Annotated in this window: 14 protein-coding genes; 6 read left to right on the top strand and 8 right to left on the bottom strand. The window is 67.3% G+C overall.

Features of this window, described 5'->3' with window-relative positions; all coding sequences use genetic code 11:
• The first annotated feature begins 57 nt into the window (after nucleotides 1–57).
• Nucleotides 58–681 (top strand): YceI family protein, encoded by a 624-nt coding sequence (locus ACFFJ7_RS01265; protein WP_377590434.1) that lies wholly within the window; start codon nucleotides 58–60, stop codon nucleotides 679–681.
• A gap of 367 nt (nucleotides 682–1,048) precedes the next feature.
• Nucleotides 1,049–3,022, top strand: a complete 1,974-nt coding sequence (locus ACFFJ7_RS01260) for a glycerophosphodiester phosphodiesterase family protein (protein WP_377590432.1) — start codon at nucleotides 1,049–1,051, stop codon at nucleotides 3,020–3,022.
• Between the two features lie 26 nt (nucleotides 3,023–3,048).
• On the opposite strand, the gene ACFFJ7_RS01255 is transcribed toward ACFFJ7_RS01260, so the two are convergent.
• From ACFFJ7_RS01255 to ACFFJ7_RS01240, 4 genes are read right to left on the bottom strand one after another with little or no spacing between them, the layout of a single operon-like run.
• Nucleotides 3,049–3,858, bottom strand: coding sequence for a HugZ family pyridoxamine 5'-phosphate oxidase (locus ACFFJ7_RS01255; protein ID WP_377590430.1), 810 nt, complete (start codon nucleotides 3,856–3,858; stop codon nucleotides 3,049–3,051).
• Nucleotides 3,859–3,884: 26 nt separating this feature from the next.
• Nucleotides 3,885–4,742, bottom strand: a complete 858-nt coding sequence (locus ACFFJ7_RS01250; protein ID WP_166953898.1) for a heme ABC transporter ATP-binding protein — start codon at nucleotides 4,740–4,742, stop codon at nucleotides 3,885–3,887.
• Nucleotides 4,739–5,866, bottom strand: coding sequence for a FecCD family ABC transporter permease (locus ACFFJ7_RS01245; RefSeq protein WP_377590428.1), 1,128 nt, complete (start codon nucleotides 5,864–5,866; stop codon nucleotides 4,739–4,741). The genes ACFFJ7_RS01250 and ACFFJ7_RS01245 overlap by 4 nt, the downstream gene beginning before the upstream one ends.
• A gap of 21 nt (nucleotides 5,867–5,887) precedes the next feature.
• Nucleotides 5,888–6,817 carry a heme/hemin ABC transporter substrate-binding protein gene (locus ACFFJ7_RS01240; protein ID WP_377590426.1) on the bottom strand — a complete coding sequence of 310 codons (930 nt, stop codon included), beginning with the start codon at nucleotides 6,815–6,817 and terminating at the stop codon, nucleotides 5,888–5,890.
• 322 nt (nucleotides 6,818–7,139) lie between these two features.
• Between ACFFJ7_RS01240 and efeU the strand changes: the two genes are divergently transcribed.
• The 4 genes from efeU to efeO (ACFFJ7_RS01220) are packed head-to-tail and all read left to right on the top strand — an operon-like array spanning nucleotide 7,140 to nucleotide 11,441.
• Complete coding sequence (gene efeU / locus ACFFJ7_RS01235; protein WP_166953892.1) at nucleotides 7,140–7,979, top strand: iron uptake transporter permease EfeU; 840 nt, start codon at nucleotides 7,140–7,142, stop codon at nucleotides 7,977–7,979.
• 17 nt (nucleotides 7,980–7,996) lie between these two features.
• Nucleotides 7,997–9,193: an iron uptake system protein EfeO gene (gene efeO, locus ACFFJ7_RS01230; RefSeq protein WP_377590423.1), complete on the top strand. Its 1,197-nt coding sequence runs from the start codon at nucleotides 7,997–7,999 to the stop codon at nucleotides 9,191–9,193.
• A gap of 11 nt (nucleotides 9,194–9,204) precedes the next feature.
• On the top strand, nucleotides 9,205–10,560 hold the full coding sequence (gene efeB / locus ACFFJ7_RS01225; protein WP_377590421.1) for an iron uptake transporter deferrochelatase/peroxidase subunit: 1,356 nt from the start codon (nucleotides 9,205–9,207) through the stop codon (nucleotides 10,558–10,560).
• A gap of 26 nt (nucleotides 10,561–10,586) precedes the next feature.
• The gene (gene efeO, locus ACFFJ7_RS01220) at nucleotides 10,587–11,441 is read left to right on the top strand and encodes an iron uptake system protein EfeO (protein ID WP_166953886.1); all 855 of its coding nucleotides are present in this window, start codon (nucleotides 10,587–10,589) and stop codon (nucleotides 11,439–11,441) included.
• Nucleotides 11,442–11,598: 157 nt separating this feature from the next.
• Here the strand turns inward: efeO (ACFFJ7_RS01220) and msrA are convergent, their stop codons facing one another.
• From msrA to ACFFJ7_RS01200, 4 genes are all read right to left on the bottom strand, one after another.
• Nucleotides 11,599–12,108 (bottom strand): peptide-methionine (S)-S-oxide reductase MsrA, encoded by a 510-nt coding sequence (msrA, locus tag ACFFJ7_RS01215; protein WP_166953884.1) that lies wholly within the window; start codon nucleotides 12,106–12,108, stop codon nucleotides 11,599–11,601.
• Between the two features lie 111 nt (nucleotides 12,109–12,219).
• Nucleotides 12,220–13,347, bottom strand: coding sequence for an amino acid ABC transporter permease (locus ACFFJ7_RS01210; protein WP_377590418.1), 1,128 nt, complete (start codon nucleotides 13,345–13,347; stop codon nucleotides 12,220–12,222).
• Nucleotides 13,344–14,528, bottom strand: coding sequence for an amino acid ABC transporter permease (locus ACFFJ7_RS01205; RefSeq protein ID WP_377590416.1), 1,185 nt, complete (start codon nucleotides 14,526–14,528; stop codon nucleotides 13,344–13,346). The genes ACFFJ7_RS01210 and ACFFJ7_RS01205 overlap by 4 nt, the downstream gene beginning before the upstream one ends.
• Nucleotides 14,529–14,543: 15 nt before the next feature.
• On the bottom strand, nucleotides 14,544–15,593 hold the full coding sequence (locus ACFFJ7_RS01200; protein WP_166953880.1) for an amino acid ABC transporter substrate-binding protein: 1,050 nt from the start codon (nucleotides 15,591–15,593) through the stop codon (nucleotides 14,544–14,546).
• Nucleotides 15,594–15,611: the final 18 nt, after the last annotated feature.

Below are 15,611 nucleotides of genomic sequence, written 5' to 3'. Positions count from 1 at the left end.
CCTTTATCACCCGTGCCGCATCGCGCCGCTCGACAACCGCAGCAAAGGAAACACACCATGCTCCGCATCGCAGCATTCTGCGCCGCCCTCATTCTCCCGGCGACGGCCGCCCTCGCCGCGGGACCCGACGCCGGGGCGCCCGCCGGCGTCTACAGGAACGACCCGTCGCACACGAGCCTTACCTGGTCGCTCAACCATCTGGGGCTGTCGAACTACACCGCCCGGTTCGTCAAGGTGGACACACACCTTGAATGGGATCCGAAGAAACCCGAAGCCTCGGTGCTCACCGTCGACATCGATCCGCTCTCGGTCCGCACCGATTACCCGTGGCCTGAGAAGGAGAACTTCGATGCCAAGGTCGGCGGCGACGCTGATTTCCTCGCCGGCAAGCCGATCCGCTTCGTCTCCAGGACGATCCGCGTCACCGGCGACAAGACCGGCACCGTCGAGGGCGAGTTGACCTTCCGTGGCGAGACCCGCCCGGCAACGCTCGACGTCACCTTCAACGGCTCGATGGCCGCGCACCCCGTCTCGAAGCTCGCGACGCTCGGCTTCTCCGCCACCGGAACGATCCGCCGCAGCGAATGGGGGCTGAACTTCCTCGTTCCCCAGATCGGCGACGACGTGAAGCTCGTCATCGAGACGGAGCTGGTGCCTGACACCGCGGCGCAGGCGAAGTAACGGCCGCTATAGCATTTCGACATTTCATTGAAACGCCGAAATGCTATAAGTTTTTGATATTACGCGCTTTCTTCACGCAAACTGATCTCCACTTTGCTTGAAAACGCTCTAGAGCGCGTTCCGATCAGAATGCACTCAAAATAAGAAACCTGGAATCTGTCCTGTTTCCACGTAAACAGGACAGATTCTAACGGCTCGAACAGGCCCCTGCGGCGCCGCAAAGGCGACGCCGCGCGAGCCTACGTCATCAGCAGGTCATCCCCCATCACTTATACGAGTGTATCCATCGCAATCTGGCCTGCAATCGGGTTTCCGGCCCATCGGCGCCTTTGATAACTCGTAGCCTGCAACATATCGGGGTGATCCAATGTCTGAACAGTCTAACGATACCGCGAAGATTCCGCTCATCATCGGCCATCGCGGCGCCAGCGCCTATCGCCCGGAACACACGCTTGAGGCCTACAAGCTGGCGATCGAGCAGGGCGCGGAAGTGATCGAGCCCGATATCGTCGTCACCAAGGACGGGCACCTCATCGCCCGCCATGAGAACCTTCTCAACGAAACGACCGACGTGGCGGACCACCCCGAATTCGCGCATCTCTACACGACGAAGAACCTCGACGGCCAGACGGTTTCCGGCTGGTTCGCGGAGGACTTCACGCTCGCCGAGATCAAGACGCTCTATGCGCGCGAGCGCATTCCGGACGCCCGCCCGGGAAGCGCGGAATACAACGACCAGTTCCGCATCCCGACGATCGAGGAAGTAATTGCCCTCGTCAACGAGGTTGAGGCGGAAACCGGCAAGAAGATCGCCATCGCGCCCGAGACGAAGCATCCCACCCACTTCATGTACACCGGCCAGTATGTTGACGGGTCGTTCATCCACGTCGATACGAGCCAGCTGCTCGTCGACAAGCTGGTGGACCTCGACTTCACGGAGCGCGATCGCGTCTACATCCAGTCGTTCGATGTGCTGAACCTGATCCAGCTCAAAAATGAAATCATGCCGGAAGCCGGCGTGGACTTCAAGCTCGTCCAGCTGCTCGGCGGCGCGGCGGATATCTATTTCCACTTCAGCCCGGAATACGCCGCTCTCGGCGCGAACCCCGACCTCTACAAGGACTTCGATTTCCCGCTGACGAAGGAAAGCGCGCTCAACACCGATCTCTACTCGCTCAAGGCCGCGCAAGCGATGGCAGCCCTCTACGCGGACGCGCTCGCGCCGGCGAAGGACGCCCTTCTGCAGACGACGCGCCTGCTCAACCCGGTCGACGCCGATGGCGACGGCAAGGCGGAAGTGACGCGGATCATCAGCAATGTGCTCGATCTCTCGCAGGTCGCCCGCGCGGCCGGGCTGGAACTCATCCTCTGGACGGTGCGGGCCGATGAATCCTTCATGGCGCTCAACCCCGACGGCACCGTGCAGCTCCCGGTCGAGGAGTTCGTGAAGCTGCTCGATTTCGGCCTCGACGGCCTGTTCACCGACTTCCCCGATCTCGGCCGCATCATCGCCGACCAGTACGCGGCGGGAGACGGCGCCATCGCCGCCCCTAACAGCTGGGGTGGCAACGACATCCTCGTGCGTGACGCCGCCGGCCTGACGGCGGACAAGGGAACGGACGGCCGCGACCTCGCCGTCTACTACGGCGGCGGTGAGATCGCGCTCGCCGACAACGTCGAGGCGCTGCGCCTCAACGGCACGCAGGACGTGCAGGTCACCGGCAACGCGCTCGACAACGTGCTGCTCGGCAACGCGGGCAATAACCGCTTTATCGAAAGCGCGGGCAACGACCGCATCGACGGCGGCGCGGGCGACGACACGCTCGTTCTCGCCGGCGCGCGGGCGGACTACACCGTCGCGGTCGAAGGCGGGCTCATCCAGATCACCAACGCCGCCACCGGCGCGGTGCAGCGCGTGAGCAACGTGGAGACGCTGACCTACGCCGACCAGAGCGTGGCCCTGCTCACGTCGGGCCAGAGCGACATCCAGGGCCTCTACCACGCCTTTCTCGGCCGTGACGCCGATGCCACCGGCTTCGATTTCTGGCTGGAACAGGGACTGGCCGGGCAGGACGTGCGGTCGCTCGCCGGCCAGTTCGCCGCCTCGGACGAGTTCATACAGCGCAGCACGGGACTGGAGGCGGGCGCCTTCGTCGACGCCCTCTACACGACGGCGCTGGCGCGCGCGGCCGATCAGGCCGGGCGGCAGTACTGGATCGGGCAGCTCGAAGCCGGCACGGCGCGCGCCGACGTCGCCCTCGCGTTCGCGCAGAGCGACGAGGCTCACGGCAAGGTCGCGCTGCTGACGCCGCCGGCCGACCTCTGGCAGGATCTGGCGTAACCCCCGTCCGGAACGGGTAACGGCATTCAGCTTCGGGAAGGGTGTGCGAGAGTTTTTCTCATACAGAAACACTCCAGCGCTTCCCGGAGCTGGCCGGGCCTTTCGACGCGGAACGGGAACCACAGGCGCGCCGTCGCCTCCCGGCTGACGACATCGAGCCCGTCGGGATCGATGCCGCTCACCCGCCAGCGCCGGGCCGAGGCAGCGGAAACGTCCGCGCCCGCAAGGCCGGCGAGCCGGGCAGCCTCGCCCGGAAGCGCGTCGAGCCGCGCGATTTCCGCTTCCTCGGCGTCGAGCAGCGCCTCGGCGCCGGCCGGATCGATCACGAGGTCCGCCGGGCTCACCTGCGCCGCATTGCGGGCGGGGCCAGCGTTCAGCTTGAGGCTCTCGACGGTCAGGCGGTAGAGGCGGGCATCGGGCAGGCCGAGATAGACCGCCGATTTCGGATGGCGTGCCAGATAGCGGCGGCGCGCGACTTCATAGGCGTCGCCCGTGATCCGGCTGACGCGCCCGACGAGCGTGAGGCGCGGCAGCACAAGCGCATCGCCGGCCTCCTCGGGCGCGAGGGAGACGGCAGCGCGGTCATCAGTCTCGAAATTACGCGCCTGCAACGAAATCCCGGCGGCGAAGAAACAGGGCGCGCCGTCCGGCAGCACGGTGAGATTCGTCACCAGCGCAAAGGGATAGCCGCTGCCGGGATCGATGGTGGCGACGGACGTCCGGCGCACGGTATGCAGGAGCGTGCGTGCCGTCCGCACGGCGTCGAACGGAAGCGCCGCCGCTTCGTCGATGGGAAGCTCGCGCGGCGTGATCGGTGTTTCCGGGGCGTTGGTCATCGTGGCTCCTCCAATAAGGCTCATCATCAGTCGGCGCGTGACGGTTGTCGATGAGACATGGCGGCCTTTTCCGCCGGCGGCGCGTCCTCGAACGGCAGCACGAAGGGAACCGGCGCAGGAGGGACGGCGCCCACCCGGAACGGCACCTCGAACACCGTGTGCAGCAATGCGTCGGTCAGTACCTCGACCGGCGTTCCCCGGGCCGCGACGCGCCCCCGGTTCAGGACGACGAGCCGGTCGCCGAAGGCCGCCGCCAGATTGAGATCGTGCAGGATCGCCAGTACCGCCACGCCCTCGCGCGAGAGTCGGTGCGCGGCCCGCAGCAGCGCGCTCTGGTGCTTCAGATCGAGGCTCGATACGGGTTCGTCCAGCAGGAGGATGGGCGCGGAGGCCGCGTCGGCGGTCCGCATCCCCGCCCGCAACTGGCCAAGAACGCGCGCGAACTGCACGCGCTGCCGCTCGCCGCCGGACAATGTCTGGTAGAGTCGATCCCGCAGATGGAGCACATCGCCCGCCTCCAGCGCCCCGGTCATGATGTCGGCGCGCGCCGCGCGCGGCAGCTTGCGCCCGACGCCGTCGATGCCGAGCTGCACGACCTCATGCACGCGAAACGGGAAGGCCACATGCGCGCTCTGCGGCAGGACCGCACGCACCAGCGCGAGCCGCCACGGCGGCAGGTCTGCGATATCCGCGCCGCCGTAGAGCACGTGGCCGCGCGTCGGCCGCGCCTCGCCCGCCAGCAGGCGCAGCAGCGTCGACTTGCCGGCGCCATTGGGTCCCGCAACCACGACCATCTCGCCCGCGGCGACCGACAGGTCGACAGCCTCGACCAGGCTCCTGCCGCCGGCCGCGAGATGGACGCCACGGGCTTCCAGCGCGCTCATGCGGACAGATCCCGGCCGCGCGCCAGCAGCAGCCACAGGAAGAAGGGCGCGCCCAGCACCGCCGTCAGGATGCCGATGGGCAGCTCCGCCGGCGCGACGACGGTGCGTGCCAGGCTATCCGCGCCGACGAGCAGCGCCCCACCCAGCAGCGCGCTCGCCGGCAGCAGGGTGCGATGGTCCGCGCCGTGGAGCAGGCGCAGGAGATGCGGCACCACGAGGCCGACGAAGCCGATCACTCCCGACGTCGCCACCGCCGCACCGACGGCCACGGAGACGAGGAACAGCGTCGCCCGCTTGATGCGCTGCACGGCGAAGCCCAGATGGAACGCCTCTGCCTCGCCCAGCGCCAGCGCGTTGAGGCCGCGTGCCAGAAACGGCACCGCGAGGAACACCGGCAGAATGGCCGGCGCAACCGTGACGACGCGGTCCCACGTCGCGCCGCCGAGACTGCCGAGCGACCAGAACGTCAGGTCCCGCAATTGCCGGTCGTCGCTGATGTAGGACAGCAGGCCCGTGACAGCACCCGTCAGCGCACCGATGGCGACACCGGCGAGAAGCAGCGTTGCGATGCGCGTCTCGCCGTTGCGGGTGGAAAGGGCATAGAGCAGCAACGTCACGAGCAGCCCTCCGCCGAAGGCCGCGAGCGGCAGCAGCGCGAAGGGCGTTCCCCCACCCTGCAGGGCCGGGGCAGCGCCCGTCCAGGACGACAGCGCGGCGGCGGCAAAAGTGACGATCGGCTGGCCGAGGACGATGACAAGCGCCGCCGCCAGCGCCGCGCCGCTGGAGACGCCCGCAAGGCCGGGATCGGCAAGTGGATTGCGGAACAGGCCCTGCATCAGCGCGCCCGACACCGCGAGCGCCCCGCCCACCATCAGGCCGAGCAGCGTGCGCGGCAGGCGGATGCCGATGACGACGAGCCGGTCGCCGGCGGATATGGCATCCGGCGCGCCCGTCGCCGCGAGCCATAGCACCCGCACCACCCGTTCCGGCGGCAGCGGAACGGCGCCCGTGCCCATCGACACGACCGAGGCAGCGAGCACGAGCAGGACGAGGCCGGCCATCAGCCCCACGCCCCCGTGCCGGGCGAGGAACGACCGTTCATCCCGCGCTGCTGCCGATGCCATGGACATTCCCCGCGCAGGCCGTTATGGAGCGCCGGCGGCAAGGGCGGGCGGTATCGGCACTGCCGGATAGAGCGCGTGCAGCAGATCGGCGGCGGCCTGCGGGGTGCGCGGCCCGAAGCCAAGCAGGAACAGCCCGTCGCGGCTGATGAGGCGCCGCTCCCGCGCGGCCGGCGTGCCGGCGAAGGCGGGACGCGCGAACAGTTCCTCCGGCTCCATCGTATGGGCGGCGCTGCCCATGGTGACGATGGCATCGGGCGCGGCCTCGATGATCGCCTCGTCCGTCATGGGTTTGTAACCGGAAAAACCCTGCGCCGCGTTGTGCGCGCCGGCGAGCCGGATGATGCCGTCCGCCGCCGTGCCCTGCCCCGCGACCAGCGGTCTGCCGCCCTGAAAGCCGAGCACGAACAGCACCTTCTTCGGCTGCCCGATCTGCCTGCCGAGGTCTTCGAGCAGCGCGAAGCGCTGCTCCACCGCCTCCGACAGCGTCGCGGCGTCGGCATCGGCGCCTGTCACCTGCCCGATTGCGCGGATCTTCGCCACGACGCCCGCGGGTGTCGGATCGTCGCCGATGTGCGTGATGGGCAAGCCCGATTCCGCCAGCAGCTTCAGCGCCTCCGGCGGCCCGGCGCCGTCGAGCAGCAGCACGCGCGTGGGGCCGAGCGCGAGAATCCCCTCCACCGACAGGGCGCGCATGTAGCCGACATTGGGCTTCTCCTTCAGCGCCTCGGGCGGGAACAGGCTCGTCGTATCGACGGCCACGATCCTGTCAGCAAGCCCGAGATCGTACAGAATCTCGGTAATCGCGCCGCCGACCGATACGATTCTCTCCGGCCCGCCGCCCTGTGCGAAGCTTGTATTTATACCAATGAAAGAGAGGAAAACAAAAAGACAGAAAGCCCTCGCCCCGGCGAAATAACGCACTACGGACAAACGCTGCCGAACGGTCTGCATAACAGCCTCTTGCCTTGCGAAAGGCATCCCGAAACCTGAAAACGGGAACATCATGCGCTCGTATAGTGTCGTACCCGCCGAGTCAATTGACAGATTGGGCCCACCCGCCCGTTGCTGCACGCGCGAGCGGATACGGCATCGCTGGCGCATGACGACTTGCCTGATGCATCAACGGGTTACCCTGCTTATTATACCTATAATAAAGAAAATATTGTTTGATATCAATGATTTATATCGCAATTACCGATTTTCGTATGTACGATTATCGGGTTCGCGGGCGTTCGTCGCCCGCGAACGTTTGAGGGTTATGTGGACATAGACGATGCTGGCTCCGTTCCTGATCATGCTGCGTGAAGGTCTTGAGGCAGCGCTCGTCGTCGGTATCATCGCCGGCTATCTGAAGCAGACCGGGCGTGCCGCGTGGCTGCCGGCCGTGTGGGTCGGCATTCTTCTCGCCCTCGCGCTCACCCTGTTCGCGGGCGCAGCCCTGCAGGCGCTGTCGTCCGGCTTTCCGCAGAAGGCGCAGGAGCTGTTCGAGGCCATCATCGGGCTCGTCGCGGTCGTGGTGCTGACGTCGATGGTGTTCTGGATGCGCAAGGTGGCGCGGTCCATCAGGCACGAGCTTCACGACCATATCGACGCGGCCTTCACCGGCGGCCGCAATGCCACGCTGGCGCTCATCGGTATGGCTTTCTTCGCCGTGGCGCGCGAGGGACTCGAGTCGCTGTTCTTCCTGCTCGCCATCTTCCAGCAGAGCGAGGGCTTGGCCGTGCCGCTCGGCGCGCTCCTCGGCCTCCTCGCGGCCGCGGCGCTTGGCTACGGCATCTATTGGGGCGGCGTGCGGCTCAACCTGCGCCTCTTCTTCCGCTGGACGGGGATATTCATCCTGTTCGTGGCCGCGGGCATCCTCGCCGGTGCCCTGCGCGCGCTGCACGAGGCGGGCGTGTGGAACCGCCTGCAGGCAACCGCCTTCGACGCGAGCCACTGGCTCCCCCTCGACAGCGTCGCCGGCAGCGTGCTCGCCGGGCTTTTCGGCTATCACGAAACGCCGGCGGTCGGCGAGGTCATCGCCTACATCGCGTTCCTCGCGCTGACGCTGCCATGGTTCCTGTGGACGCCGGCGCCCCCCGCGCCGTCCGCCGTCTCCGGATCGCCGGGCTGAACAAGGTCGTTTTCATCATGGCATCTCCGCAAGACAACGCCGGCCGCGAGAAGGCCGCCCCACCGTCCTCCCGCCTGGCGCGGCTTGCCGTCGCCGGCGGCGTCGTGCTCGTGATCGCGGGCGGCGCGGTGTTCTATCTTGCCTCCCGCAAGGCACCACAGCCCGCGCCGGACGACGCCATCACCGTCACCATCACGGGAAAAACCTGCGATCCCAACGAGCTGACGGTTCCGGCCGGGCGGCGCACCTTCCGCATCGTCAACAACTCCGACCGCACCGTGGAGTGGGAAATTCTCGATGGCGTGATGGTGGTGGAAGAGCGTGAGAACATCGCCCCCGGCTTCTCGTCGACGCTGACGGCAAGGCTCGATACGGGCACGTTCCAGATCACCTGCGGCCTGCTCAGCAATCCGCGCGGCACGCTCACCGTCACCCCTTCGGCAGATGCCGGAAACGCCGCCCGGCCGGCGCTGACGGCTTTCATCGGCCCGCTCGCCGAGTACCGCGTCTACCTGGCGCTGGAATCCGGCGCCCTGACGAGCGCCACGGCGGACCTCGCCGCCGCCGTCCGCGATGGCGACCTTGCGCGCGCCAGGGCGCTCTATGTGCCGGCGCGCGCGCTCTACAGGCACATCGAACCCGCCGCCCAGCGCTTCGTCGATCTCGACGCCGCGATCAGCGCCCGCGCCGACTATCTCGAAAAGCGCGAGGCCGATCCCGCCTTCACGGGCTTCCACCGTCTGGAATACGGGCTGTTCGCCCAGGGAGACCTCGCCGGCCTCACGCCCGTCGCGGAGCGGCTGCTCGCGGACGTCACCACGCTGGAAGAACGGCTCGGCGCCCTGCAACTGCCGCCGGAGCGGATGGCGGACGGCGCGAGGACGCTGCTGACGCGCTGGGCCGGCAGCATCGCAAGCGAGGGCGAGGAACGCTACAGCGGCACGGACATCGACTCGCTCGCCGCGACCCTCGCCGGCGCGGGCAAGGTGATCGGCCTGCTGCAGCCGCTGGTGGCGAAGGCCGATCCGGCGCTCGCCACGGAAACGCAGGCGAAGCTCGATGCGGCGGTTGCCCGCATCGACGGCTTGCGCGGCCCGCAGGGTTACGCGCGCCTCGGCGATGTCAGCCGGGAGGACCGCGCCGCCATCGCCGCGAGCCTGCAGGCGCTGGCGGACGCAACGGGCAAGCTCAACGCCTCCATCGGTCTCGAATGAAGGAACGGCGCATGATCGACGAACCGGACAGCCCCGTGCGCGAGCCGCGCCTGAAGCCGTATTCGCCCGTGCGGCGCGACATCCTGAAGGCGCTTGGCCTCAAGGCGCTGGCGCTCGCCGGTATGATGGCAGGCGTCGCGCCCCGTCCCGGCCTTGCCCGCGAGCCCGCCGCCGGCGGCAATGTGGCGACGGCGCCGGTGAGCGACCGCACCGCCGAGAAGCAGCCCTTCCTCGGCGAGCATCAGGCCGGCGTCGTCACGCCCCGGCCGGCCTGCGGCATGGTGGCGTCCTTCGACGTGCTGGCGCAGACCCCGGACGAACTGGTGCGCCTGTTCCGCACACTGACGGAACGGACGCGCTTCCTGATGGAAGGCGGCACGCCGCCGGTGCGCGACCCGCGTTTCCCGCCCACCGATTCCGGCATCCTGGGGCCGGTGGTCATCCCCGACAATCTCACCGTCACCGTCTCGGTGGGCTCATCGCTGTTCGACGGTCGCTTCGGTCTCGGGCCTTTCAGGCCGAAGTATCTGGAGCGCATGATGGCGTTCCCCAACGACGCGCTCAACGCCGACCTGTGCCACGGCGACCTGTCTATCCAGCTTTGCGCCAACACCGCCGACACGACGATCCACGCGCTGCGGGACATCGTCAAGAACCTGCCCGATCTGCTCTGGCTGCGCTGGAAGCAGGAAGGCGCCGTGCCCGTGCTGCCGGAGGTGCCGGACCGGCCGGCCGAGAGTGCCCGCAACTTCCTGGGCTTCCGCGACGGCTCCGCCAATCCGGACGCCAACGACACGGCGCTGATGAACCGCATCCTGTGGGTGCAACGCGGCGGGGAGGAGCCGGAGTGGACGGCGGGCGGCACCTATCAGGCCGTGCGCATCATCCGCAACTTCGTCGAGCGCTGGGACCGCACGCCGCTGCGGGAGCAGGAGCGCATCTTCGGCCGCGCGCGCGACAGCGGCGCGCCGCTCGACGGCGGTCCCGGGGCAAGCGAATTCGATGTTCCCGACTTCGGCCGCGACCCCGACGGCGTCCACACGCCTCACGATTCCCATATCCGGCTCGCCAATCCGCGCACGCCGGAGAGCGAGACGAACCTGATTCTGCGCCGCCCGTTCAACTATTCGAACGGCGTGACGAAATCGGGCCAGCTCGACATGGGCCTCCTGTTCATCTGCTATCAGGCCAACCTGCTCAATGGTTTCATCACCGTCCAGCGCCGCCTCGACGGCGAACCGCTGGAGGAATACATCAAGCCCGTGGGCGGCGGCTATTTCTTCACCCTTCCCGGCGTGCGCGACGAAAACGACTTTTTCGCCCGCCCGCTGCTCGCGGCGGCGCACCTCGTACCGGCCGCAGGATGATCCCCTCGACAACCGGAGTTCCCCTCATGAAGAAAAGTCTGTTGTCATTTGCCGCCGCAACCACGCTGGCGCTCGGTTCCCTCACGCTCGCCGCCCCGTCGGCGCCGGTGCTGGCGCAAGCCGCCGCGGCGGTGTCGCCGCTCGACCTCGTCGCGCCGGTGGCCGAGTACAAGATTTACGTCACGAAGGCGACGCAGCAGTTCGTCAAGGACACGAAGGCGTTCACCGACGCCGTGAAGGCCGGGGACGTGGAGAAGGCCAAAGCCCTGTTCGCGCCCACGCGCGTGAGCTACGAGCAGATAGAGCCGATCGCCGAACTGTTCTCGGACCTCGACGCCGCGATCGACTCGCGTGCGGACGACCACGAGAAGGCCGAGGCCGACCCCGGCTTCACGGGCTTCCACCGTATCGAATACGGCCTGTGGGAGAAGAACAGCACCGCCGAGCTCGGCCCCTTTGCCGACAAGCTGCTGGCCGACGTCGAGGAGCTGCACAAGCGCATCGCCGGCCTCACCTTCCCGCCGGAGAAAGTCGTCGGCGGCGCCGCCGTGCTGATGGAGGAAGTCGCCGCCACCAAGATCTCGGGCGAGGAAGACCGCTACAGCCACACCGACCTGTGGGATTTCCAGGGCAATTTCGACGGCTCCCGCAAGATCTTCGATCTGTTCCGGCCGCTGCTGCCCAAGGATGACGGGGAGTTCGTCAAGAAGGTTGAGGGCAACTTCAACCGCGTCGACGTCATCCTCGCCAAATACAAGGAAGGCAATGGCTTCCAGAGCTACGAGAAGCTGACGGACGCCGACCGCAATGTGCTGGCCGGCGCCGTCAACACGCTGGCGGAAGACCTCTCCACCCTGCGCGGCAAGCTCGGGCTCGACTAGAGTGCTTCTGTCAAAGACAGAAACACTCCAGCATTTGCCTATGGCAGAAAAAGCTTCGCTTTTTCAACGCTCTAACGCCGCGCAGGCTCAAGAGTTTTTCAGCTTTCTGATTCAATCAAAATGAGAAAAACTCCAAGGCGCGAACCGCGACGGCCGGTCAGGACCGGTCGGCCGTTGCCGGCAGCCGCCAGCCAGGGCGCACGAAGTGGCAGGTGTAGCCGTTCGGATAGCGCACCAGATAATCCTGATGCTCCGGCTCGGCCTCCCAGAAAGGCCCAGCCGGCGCGACCTCGGTCACGACCTTGCCCGGCCACAGGCCGGATGCATCGATATCGGCAATGGTCTCGCGCGCGATCTGCTCCTGCTCGGGAGACGTATGGAAAATCGCCGAGCGGTAGCTCGTCCCGATATCGTTACCCTGCCGGTCGGGCGTGGTCGGATCGTGGAGCTGGAAAAAGAATTCGAGCAGTTCCCGGTAGCTCACCACCGCCGGATCGAAGATGATCTCGATCGCCTCGGCGTGGGTACCGTGGTTACGATAGGTCGCGTTCGGCACATCGCCGCCGGAATAGCCGACGCGCGTCGAGACGACGCCCTTGTGGTGGCGGACAAGGTCCTGCACGCCCCAGAAGCAACCGCCTGCGAGCAAAGCACGTTCATGGGTCATCGCGTTCCTCCAGTCACTCGGAAAAAATCCTGCCGCCCTCGGGCGAAAAGATGGTCGGGCGGCAGGGCGTTGTAAAGGCCCTGCCACCGCAATCCGCCGCGTACAGCTGGCTCACCCGCGCTCTTTCGCGGCGCCGAGATAGCGTTCGAGCCACATGCTGTAGCGCGATCCGCCGAAGCAGAAGGCGAAATAGATCGCGGCAACGAACAGATACGCCTCGTCGTAGAACCCGAGCCAGCTCGGGTCGGTGGCCGCCGCACGGGCGGCGTTGAGCAGGTCGACGATGCCGATCACGGCGAGCAGCGAGGTGGCGAGCAGGAAGCCGATGGCGAGGTTCACCATCGCCGGCACGACGGTGCGCAGCGCCTGCGGCAGGATGACGAGCTGCATCCTGCGCCAGTAGCCGAGCCCCAGCGCCATGGCTGCCTCGTCCTGCCCCGGCGGAATCGCCTGCAGGCCGGCGCGCACCACCTCCGCGAGATAGGCCGACCAGAACAGCGTGATCATGACCATTGCGCGGATGGTCTTGTCGATGAGCTGGCCGTCGGGCACCGCCATGGGCAGGATCAGCATCGCCACATAGAGGATGGCGACCATGGGAATGGCGCGCATCAGCTCGATGAAGGCGATGGCCAGCACCTTGACGCTGCGCATGTCGGACCGGCGGGCGAGTGCCAGGCCGATGGCGAGCGGCGTCGCTATCCCGAAGCAGACGGTCCATACCAGCAGCGTGACGGGCAACCCGCCCCACTGGTTGGAGGGTACGGGGGGCGGCGTGAGCGTGCCGGCCATCAGCAGCCAGCAGGCGGCGATGCCCGCAAGCCACGCCAGCAACAGCCCCCGATGCCAGAAACGCGGCAGCGCCGTCGCCGCGAGCAGCGCCAGCAGCAGCACGACCACGAGAAAAGGCCGCCAGTGCAGCGCAGGCGGGTAGAAGGCGAAACTGATGAAGCGGAACTTCGCGGCGACGAACGCCCAGCACGCGCCCGCCGCCGCGGCGCATTCCTCCGACGTGCCGCTCCATGTCGCGTCGATGACGGCCCAGCGCAGGAACGGCGGCACCGTCCAGGCAAGTGCGAGCAGCGTGGCAAGCGTGATCGCCGTGTTGCCCGGGGTGCCGAAAAGCCCCGCCCGCAGGCGTCGCCAGAGCGGCAGGCGGACATTACGCGCCCCGGCCTCCGGCTCCGGCGTTTCCGGACCACGGGACAGAGCACCCGGAATGTTGTCGAGCGTCGTCATCGGGGGCCGCTCCCGCGCAACGCGACGCGCCGGTTGTAGACGTTCATGGCGTAGGACACGGACAGGTTGATGGTCACGAACACGCCGATCAGGATGATCAGCGCCTCGAAGGCCTGCCCCGTGGTGTTGGCCGTCGTGTTGATGACGCTGACGAGGTCGGGGTACCCGATGGCGACCGCGAGACTCGAATCCTTCGTCAGGTCGAGATAGCTCGACGTGATCAGCGGCGTGATCACCCGCAACGCCTGCGGAATGACGATGAGGCGCATGATCTGCCCGCGATGCATGCCAAGCGACCGCGCGGCCTCCCACTGCCCCTGCCCCACCGACTGGATACCCGCGCGCACGATTTCGGCGATCGCCGCCGAGAACTTCACCGTGAGCCCGACCAGCAGCGCCGTGAACTCGGGCGTGATGGTAACCCCACCGCGGATGTTGAAGCCGGCGAGGACGGGCACGTCGAAACCGACGCTCACCCCGCTCCCCGCGAGAAGGGCGGCGGCAAGCGCGAGGCAGGCGAGCGCCGTCAGCAACCCGCGCCGCAAGGTCAGCGCGCCCCGGCGGCGGGCGAGCCACAGGAAGAGACCGTATCCCGCGAGTGGGAGACCGATCAGCCAGCCCGCGCCGTCCGGCATCCCGTCGAAGATCGGCGCGGGGAAGAACACGCCGCGGTTCGTCAGGAACACGGCGTCGAAAAGCGGTGCCGCCTGTCGCGGCGGTGGAAACGCCTTCGTCAGCGACACCCAGAAGAACAGTTGCAGCAGCAGCGGCGTGTTGCGGACGATCTCGATGTAGCCGCGCACGAGGCCGGCGAGCAGCAGGTTGCCCGACAGGCCGGCGATGCCGATGGTGACGCCGAGTATCGTCGTCAGGATGCAACCCAGCAACGCCACCTTGACAGTGTTGATGAGGCCGACCAGCATCGCATAGGCATAGGTATTGCCGGCGCTGAAGGGGATGGATGTCTCGCCGATCTCGAAATTCGCGGAATGTCCGAGAAAGCCGAAACCGGGCGCGATCCCGATGCGCTCCATGGTGGTGGCGGTGTTTTGGCCGAGCAGCCAGAACAGGGCAAGGACCGCGCAGACCGTCACGATCTGCGTGACGATGCGCGGCCCCCACCAGGCCCTTATCCGGCCGGCCGGCCCCGGCGCGGCCGGGGTCAGACCTGTTTCAGACACGTGCGGTATTCCGGCTCAGCGGAACGGCGGCGAATAGAGCAGGCCCCCGTTCGTCCACAGGTTGTTGTAGCCGCGCTCCCAGCCGAGCGGCTTCAGGTGGCGGTCGAACAGCTCGCCGTAGTTGCCGAGCGTCTTGACGATGTTATAGGCCCATTTCGGATCGAGCCCGATGGCCTCGCCGACCGACGGATCGACGCCGAGGAAGCGGCGGATCGCCGGGTCTTCGGACTTCAGGAACTCGTCGACGTTCGCCGAGGTGATGCCCCATTCCTCCGCCTGGATGAGGGCGTTCACGGACCAGTTGACAAGTTCGAGCCAACGGTCGTCGCCGCCGGCGACGGCGGGTGCGAGCGGCTCCTTGGACAGACGCTCGGGCAGCAGCACGTAGTTTTCGGGATTTTTGAGCTGCTTGCGCTTGCCGACGAGGTCAGAGGAGTCCTGCGTGATCGCGTCGACGCGGCCCTCCTCCAGCGCGGCGTTGAACTGCCGCGTGTCCTCGATGGTCAGCGCCTTGAAGGACTTGCCGTGCCTGCGGAAGAAGTCGGCGATGTTGAGTTCGCCCGTCGTGCCGCTCTGCACGCCGATGGTGGCGCCTTCGAGGTCGGCGGCCTTCGTCACACCGAGATCCTTGCGTACCAGGATGCCCTGCCCGTCATAGAAGACGGTCGGGCCGAAGTGGAAGCCGAGCTTGAAGGCGCGCGTGATGGTGACGGTGACGCCCGACAGCAGGATGTCGAACTCGCCCGCCTGCAAGGCCGGCAGGCGCTGCTGGGGCGAGGAGACGGTGAACTCGATCTTGTCCTGGTTGCCGAGCGTCGCGATGGCGATGGCGCGGCCGATATCGACGAAGAAGCCTTGCCAGCGCCCGTTGCTGTCCGGCGAGAAGAAGCCCGGCGTGGTGCCCACGCCCGCCTTGATGGTACCGCGCTGGGTGATCTTGTCGAGCGTCGGTCCGGCCTGCGCCTCGGCCGACAGCAGGCCGCCCGCCACGACGAGCGACGCGGCGAGCGTGCGGCCCCAGCGTGCCGTCAGCGCCTTGTGGAAACCGCTGATTGAAAGCCCCATGATTGCCCCCTATTCACT

This window comes from Pseudochelatococcus lubricantis (genome assembly GCF_042432495.1).
GTDB classification, from domain to species: domain Bacteria; phylum Pseudomonadota; class Alphaproteobacteria; order Rhizobiales; family Beijerinckiaceae; genus Pseudochelatococcus; species Pseudochelatococcus lubricantis.
This window is presented reverse-complemented; position numbering and strand designations above follow the sequence as displayed.

Coding starts and splice junctions, on each gene's coding strand:
- ACFFJ7_RS01260 (WP_377590432.1), top strand. CDS start 1,049: ATGTCTGAACAGTCTAACGATACCGCGAAGATTCCGCTCATCATCGGC.
- ACFFJ7_RS01200 (WP_166953880.1), bottom strand. CDS start 15,593: ATGGGGCTTTCAATCAGCGGTTTCCACAAGGCGCTGACGGCACGCTGG.
- ACFFJ7_RS01240 (WP_377590426.1), bottom strand. CDS start 6,817: ATGCAGACCGTTCGGCAGCGTTTGTCCGTAGTGCGTTATTTCGCCGGG.
- efeU (WP_166953892.1), top strand. CDS start 7,140: ATGCTGGCTCCGTTCCTGATCATGCTGCGTGAAGGTCTTGAGGCAGCG.
- ACFFJ7_RS01250 (WP_166953898.1), bottom strand. CDS start 4,742: ATGAGCGCGCTGGAAGCCCGTGGCGTCCATCTCGCGGCCGGCGGCAGG.
- ACFFJ7_RS01210 (WP_377590418.1), bottom strand. CDS start 13,347: ATGACGACGCTCGACAACATTCCGGGTGCTCTGTCCCGTGGTCCGGAA.
- ACFFJ7_RS01245 (WP_377590428.1), bottom strand. CDS start 5,866: ATGGCATCGGCAGCAGCGCGGGATGAACGGTCGTTCCTCGCCCGGCAC.
- efeB (WP_377590421.1), top strand. CDS start 9,205: ATGATCGACGAACCGGACAGCCCCGTGCGCGAGCCGCGCCTGAAGCCG.
- efeO (WP_377590423.1), top strand. CDS start 7,997: ATGGCATCTCCGCAAGACAACGCCGGCCGCGAGAAGGCCGCCCCACCG.
- ACFFJ7_RS01265 (WP_377590434.1), top strand. CDS start 58: ATGCTCCGCATCGCAGCATTCTGCGCCGCCCTCATTCTCCCGGCGACG.
- msrA (WP_166953884.1), bottom strand. CDS start 12,108: ATGACCCATGAACGTGCTTTGCTCGCAGGCGGTTGCTTCTGGGGCGTG.
- efeO (WP_166953886.1), top strand. CDS start 10,587: ATGAAGAAAAGTCTGTTGTCATTTGCCGCCGCAACCACGCTGGCGCTC.
- ACFFJ7_RS01255 (WP_377590430.1), bottom strand. CDS start 3,858: ATGACCAACGCCCCGGAAACACCGATCACGCCGCGCGAGCTTCCCATC.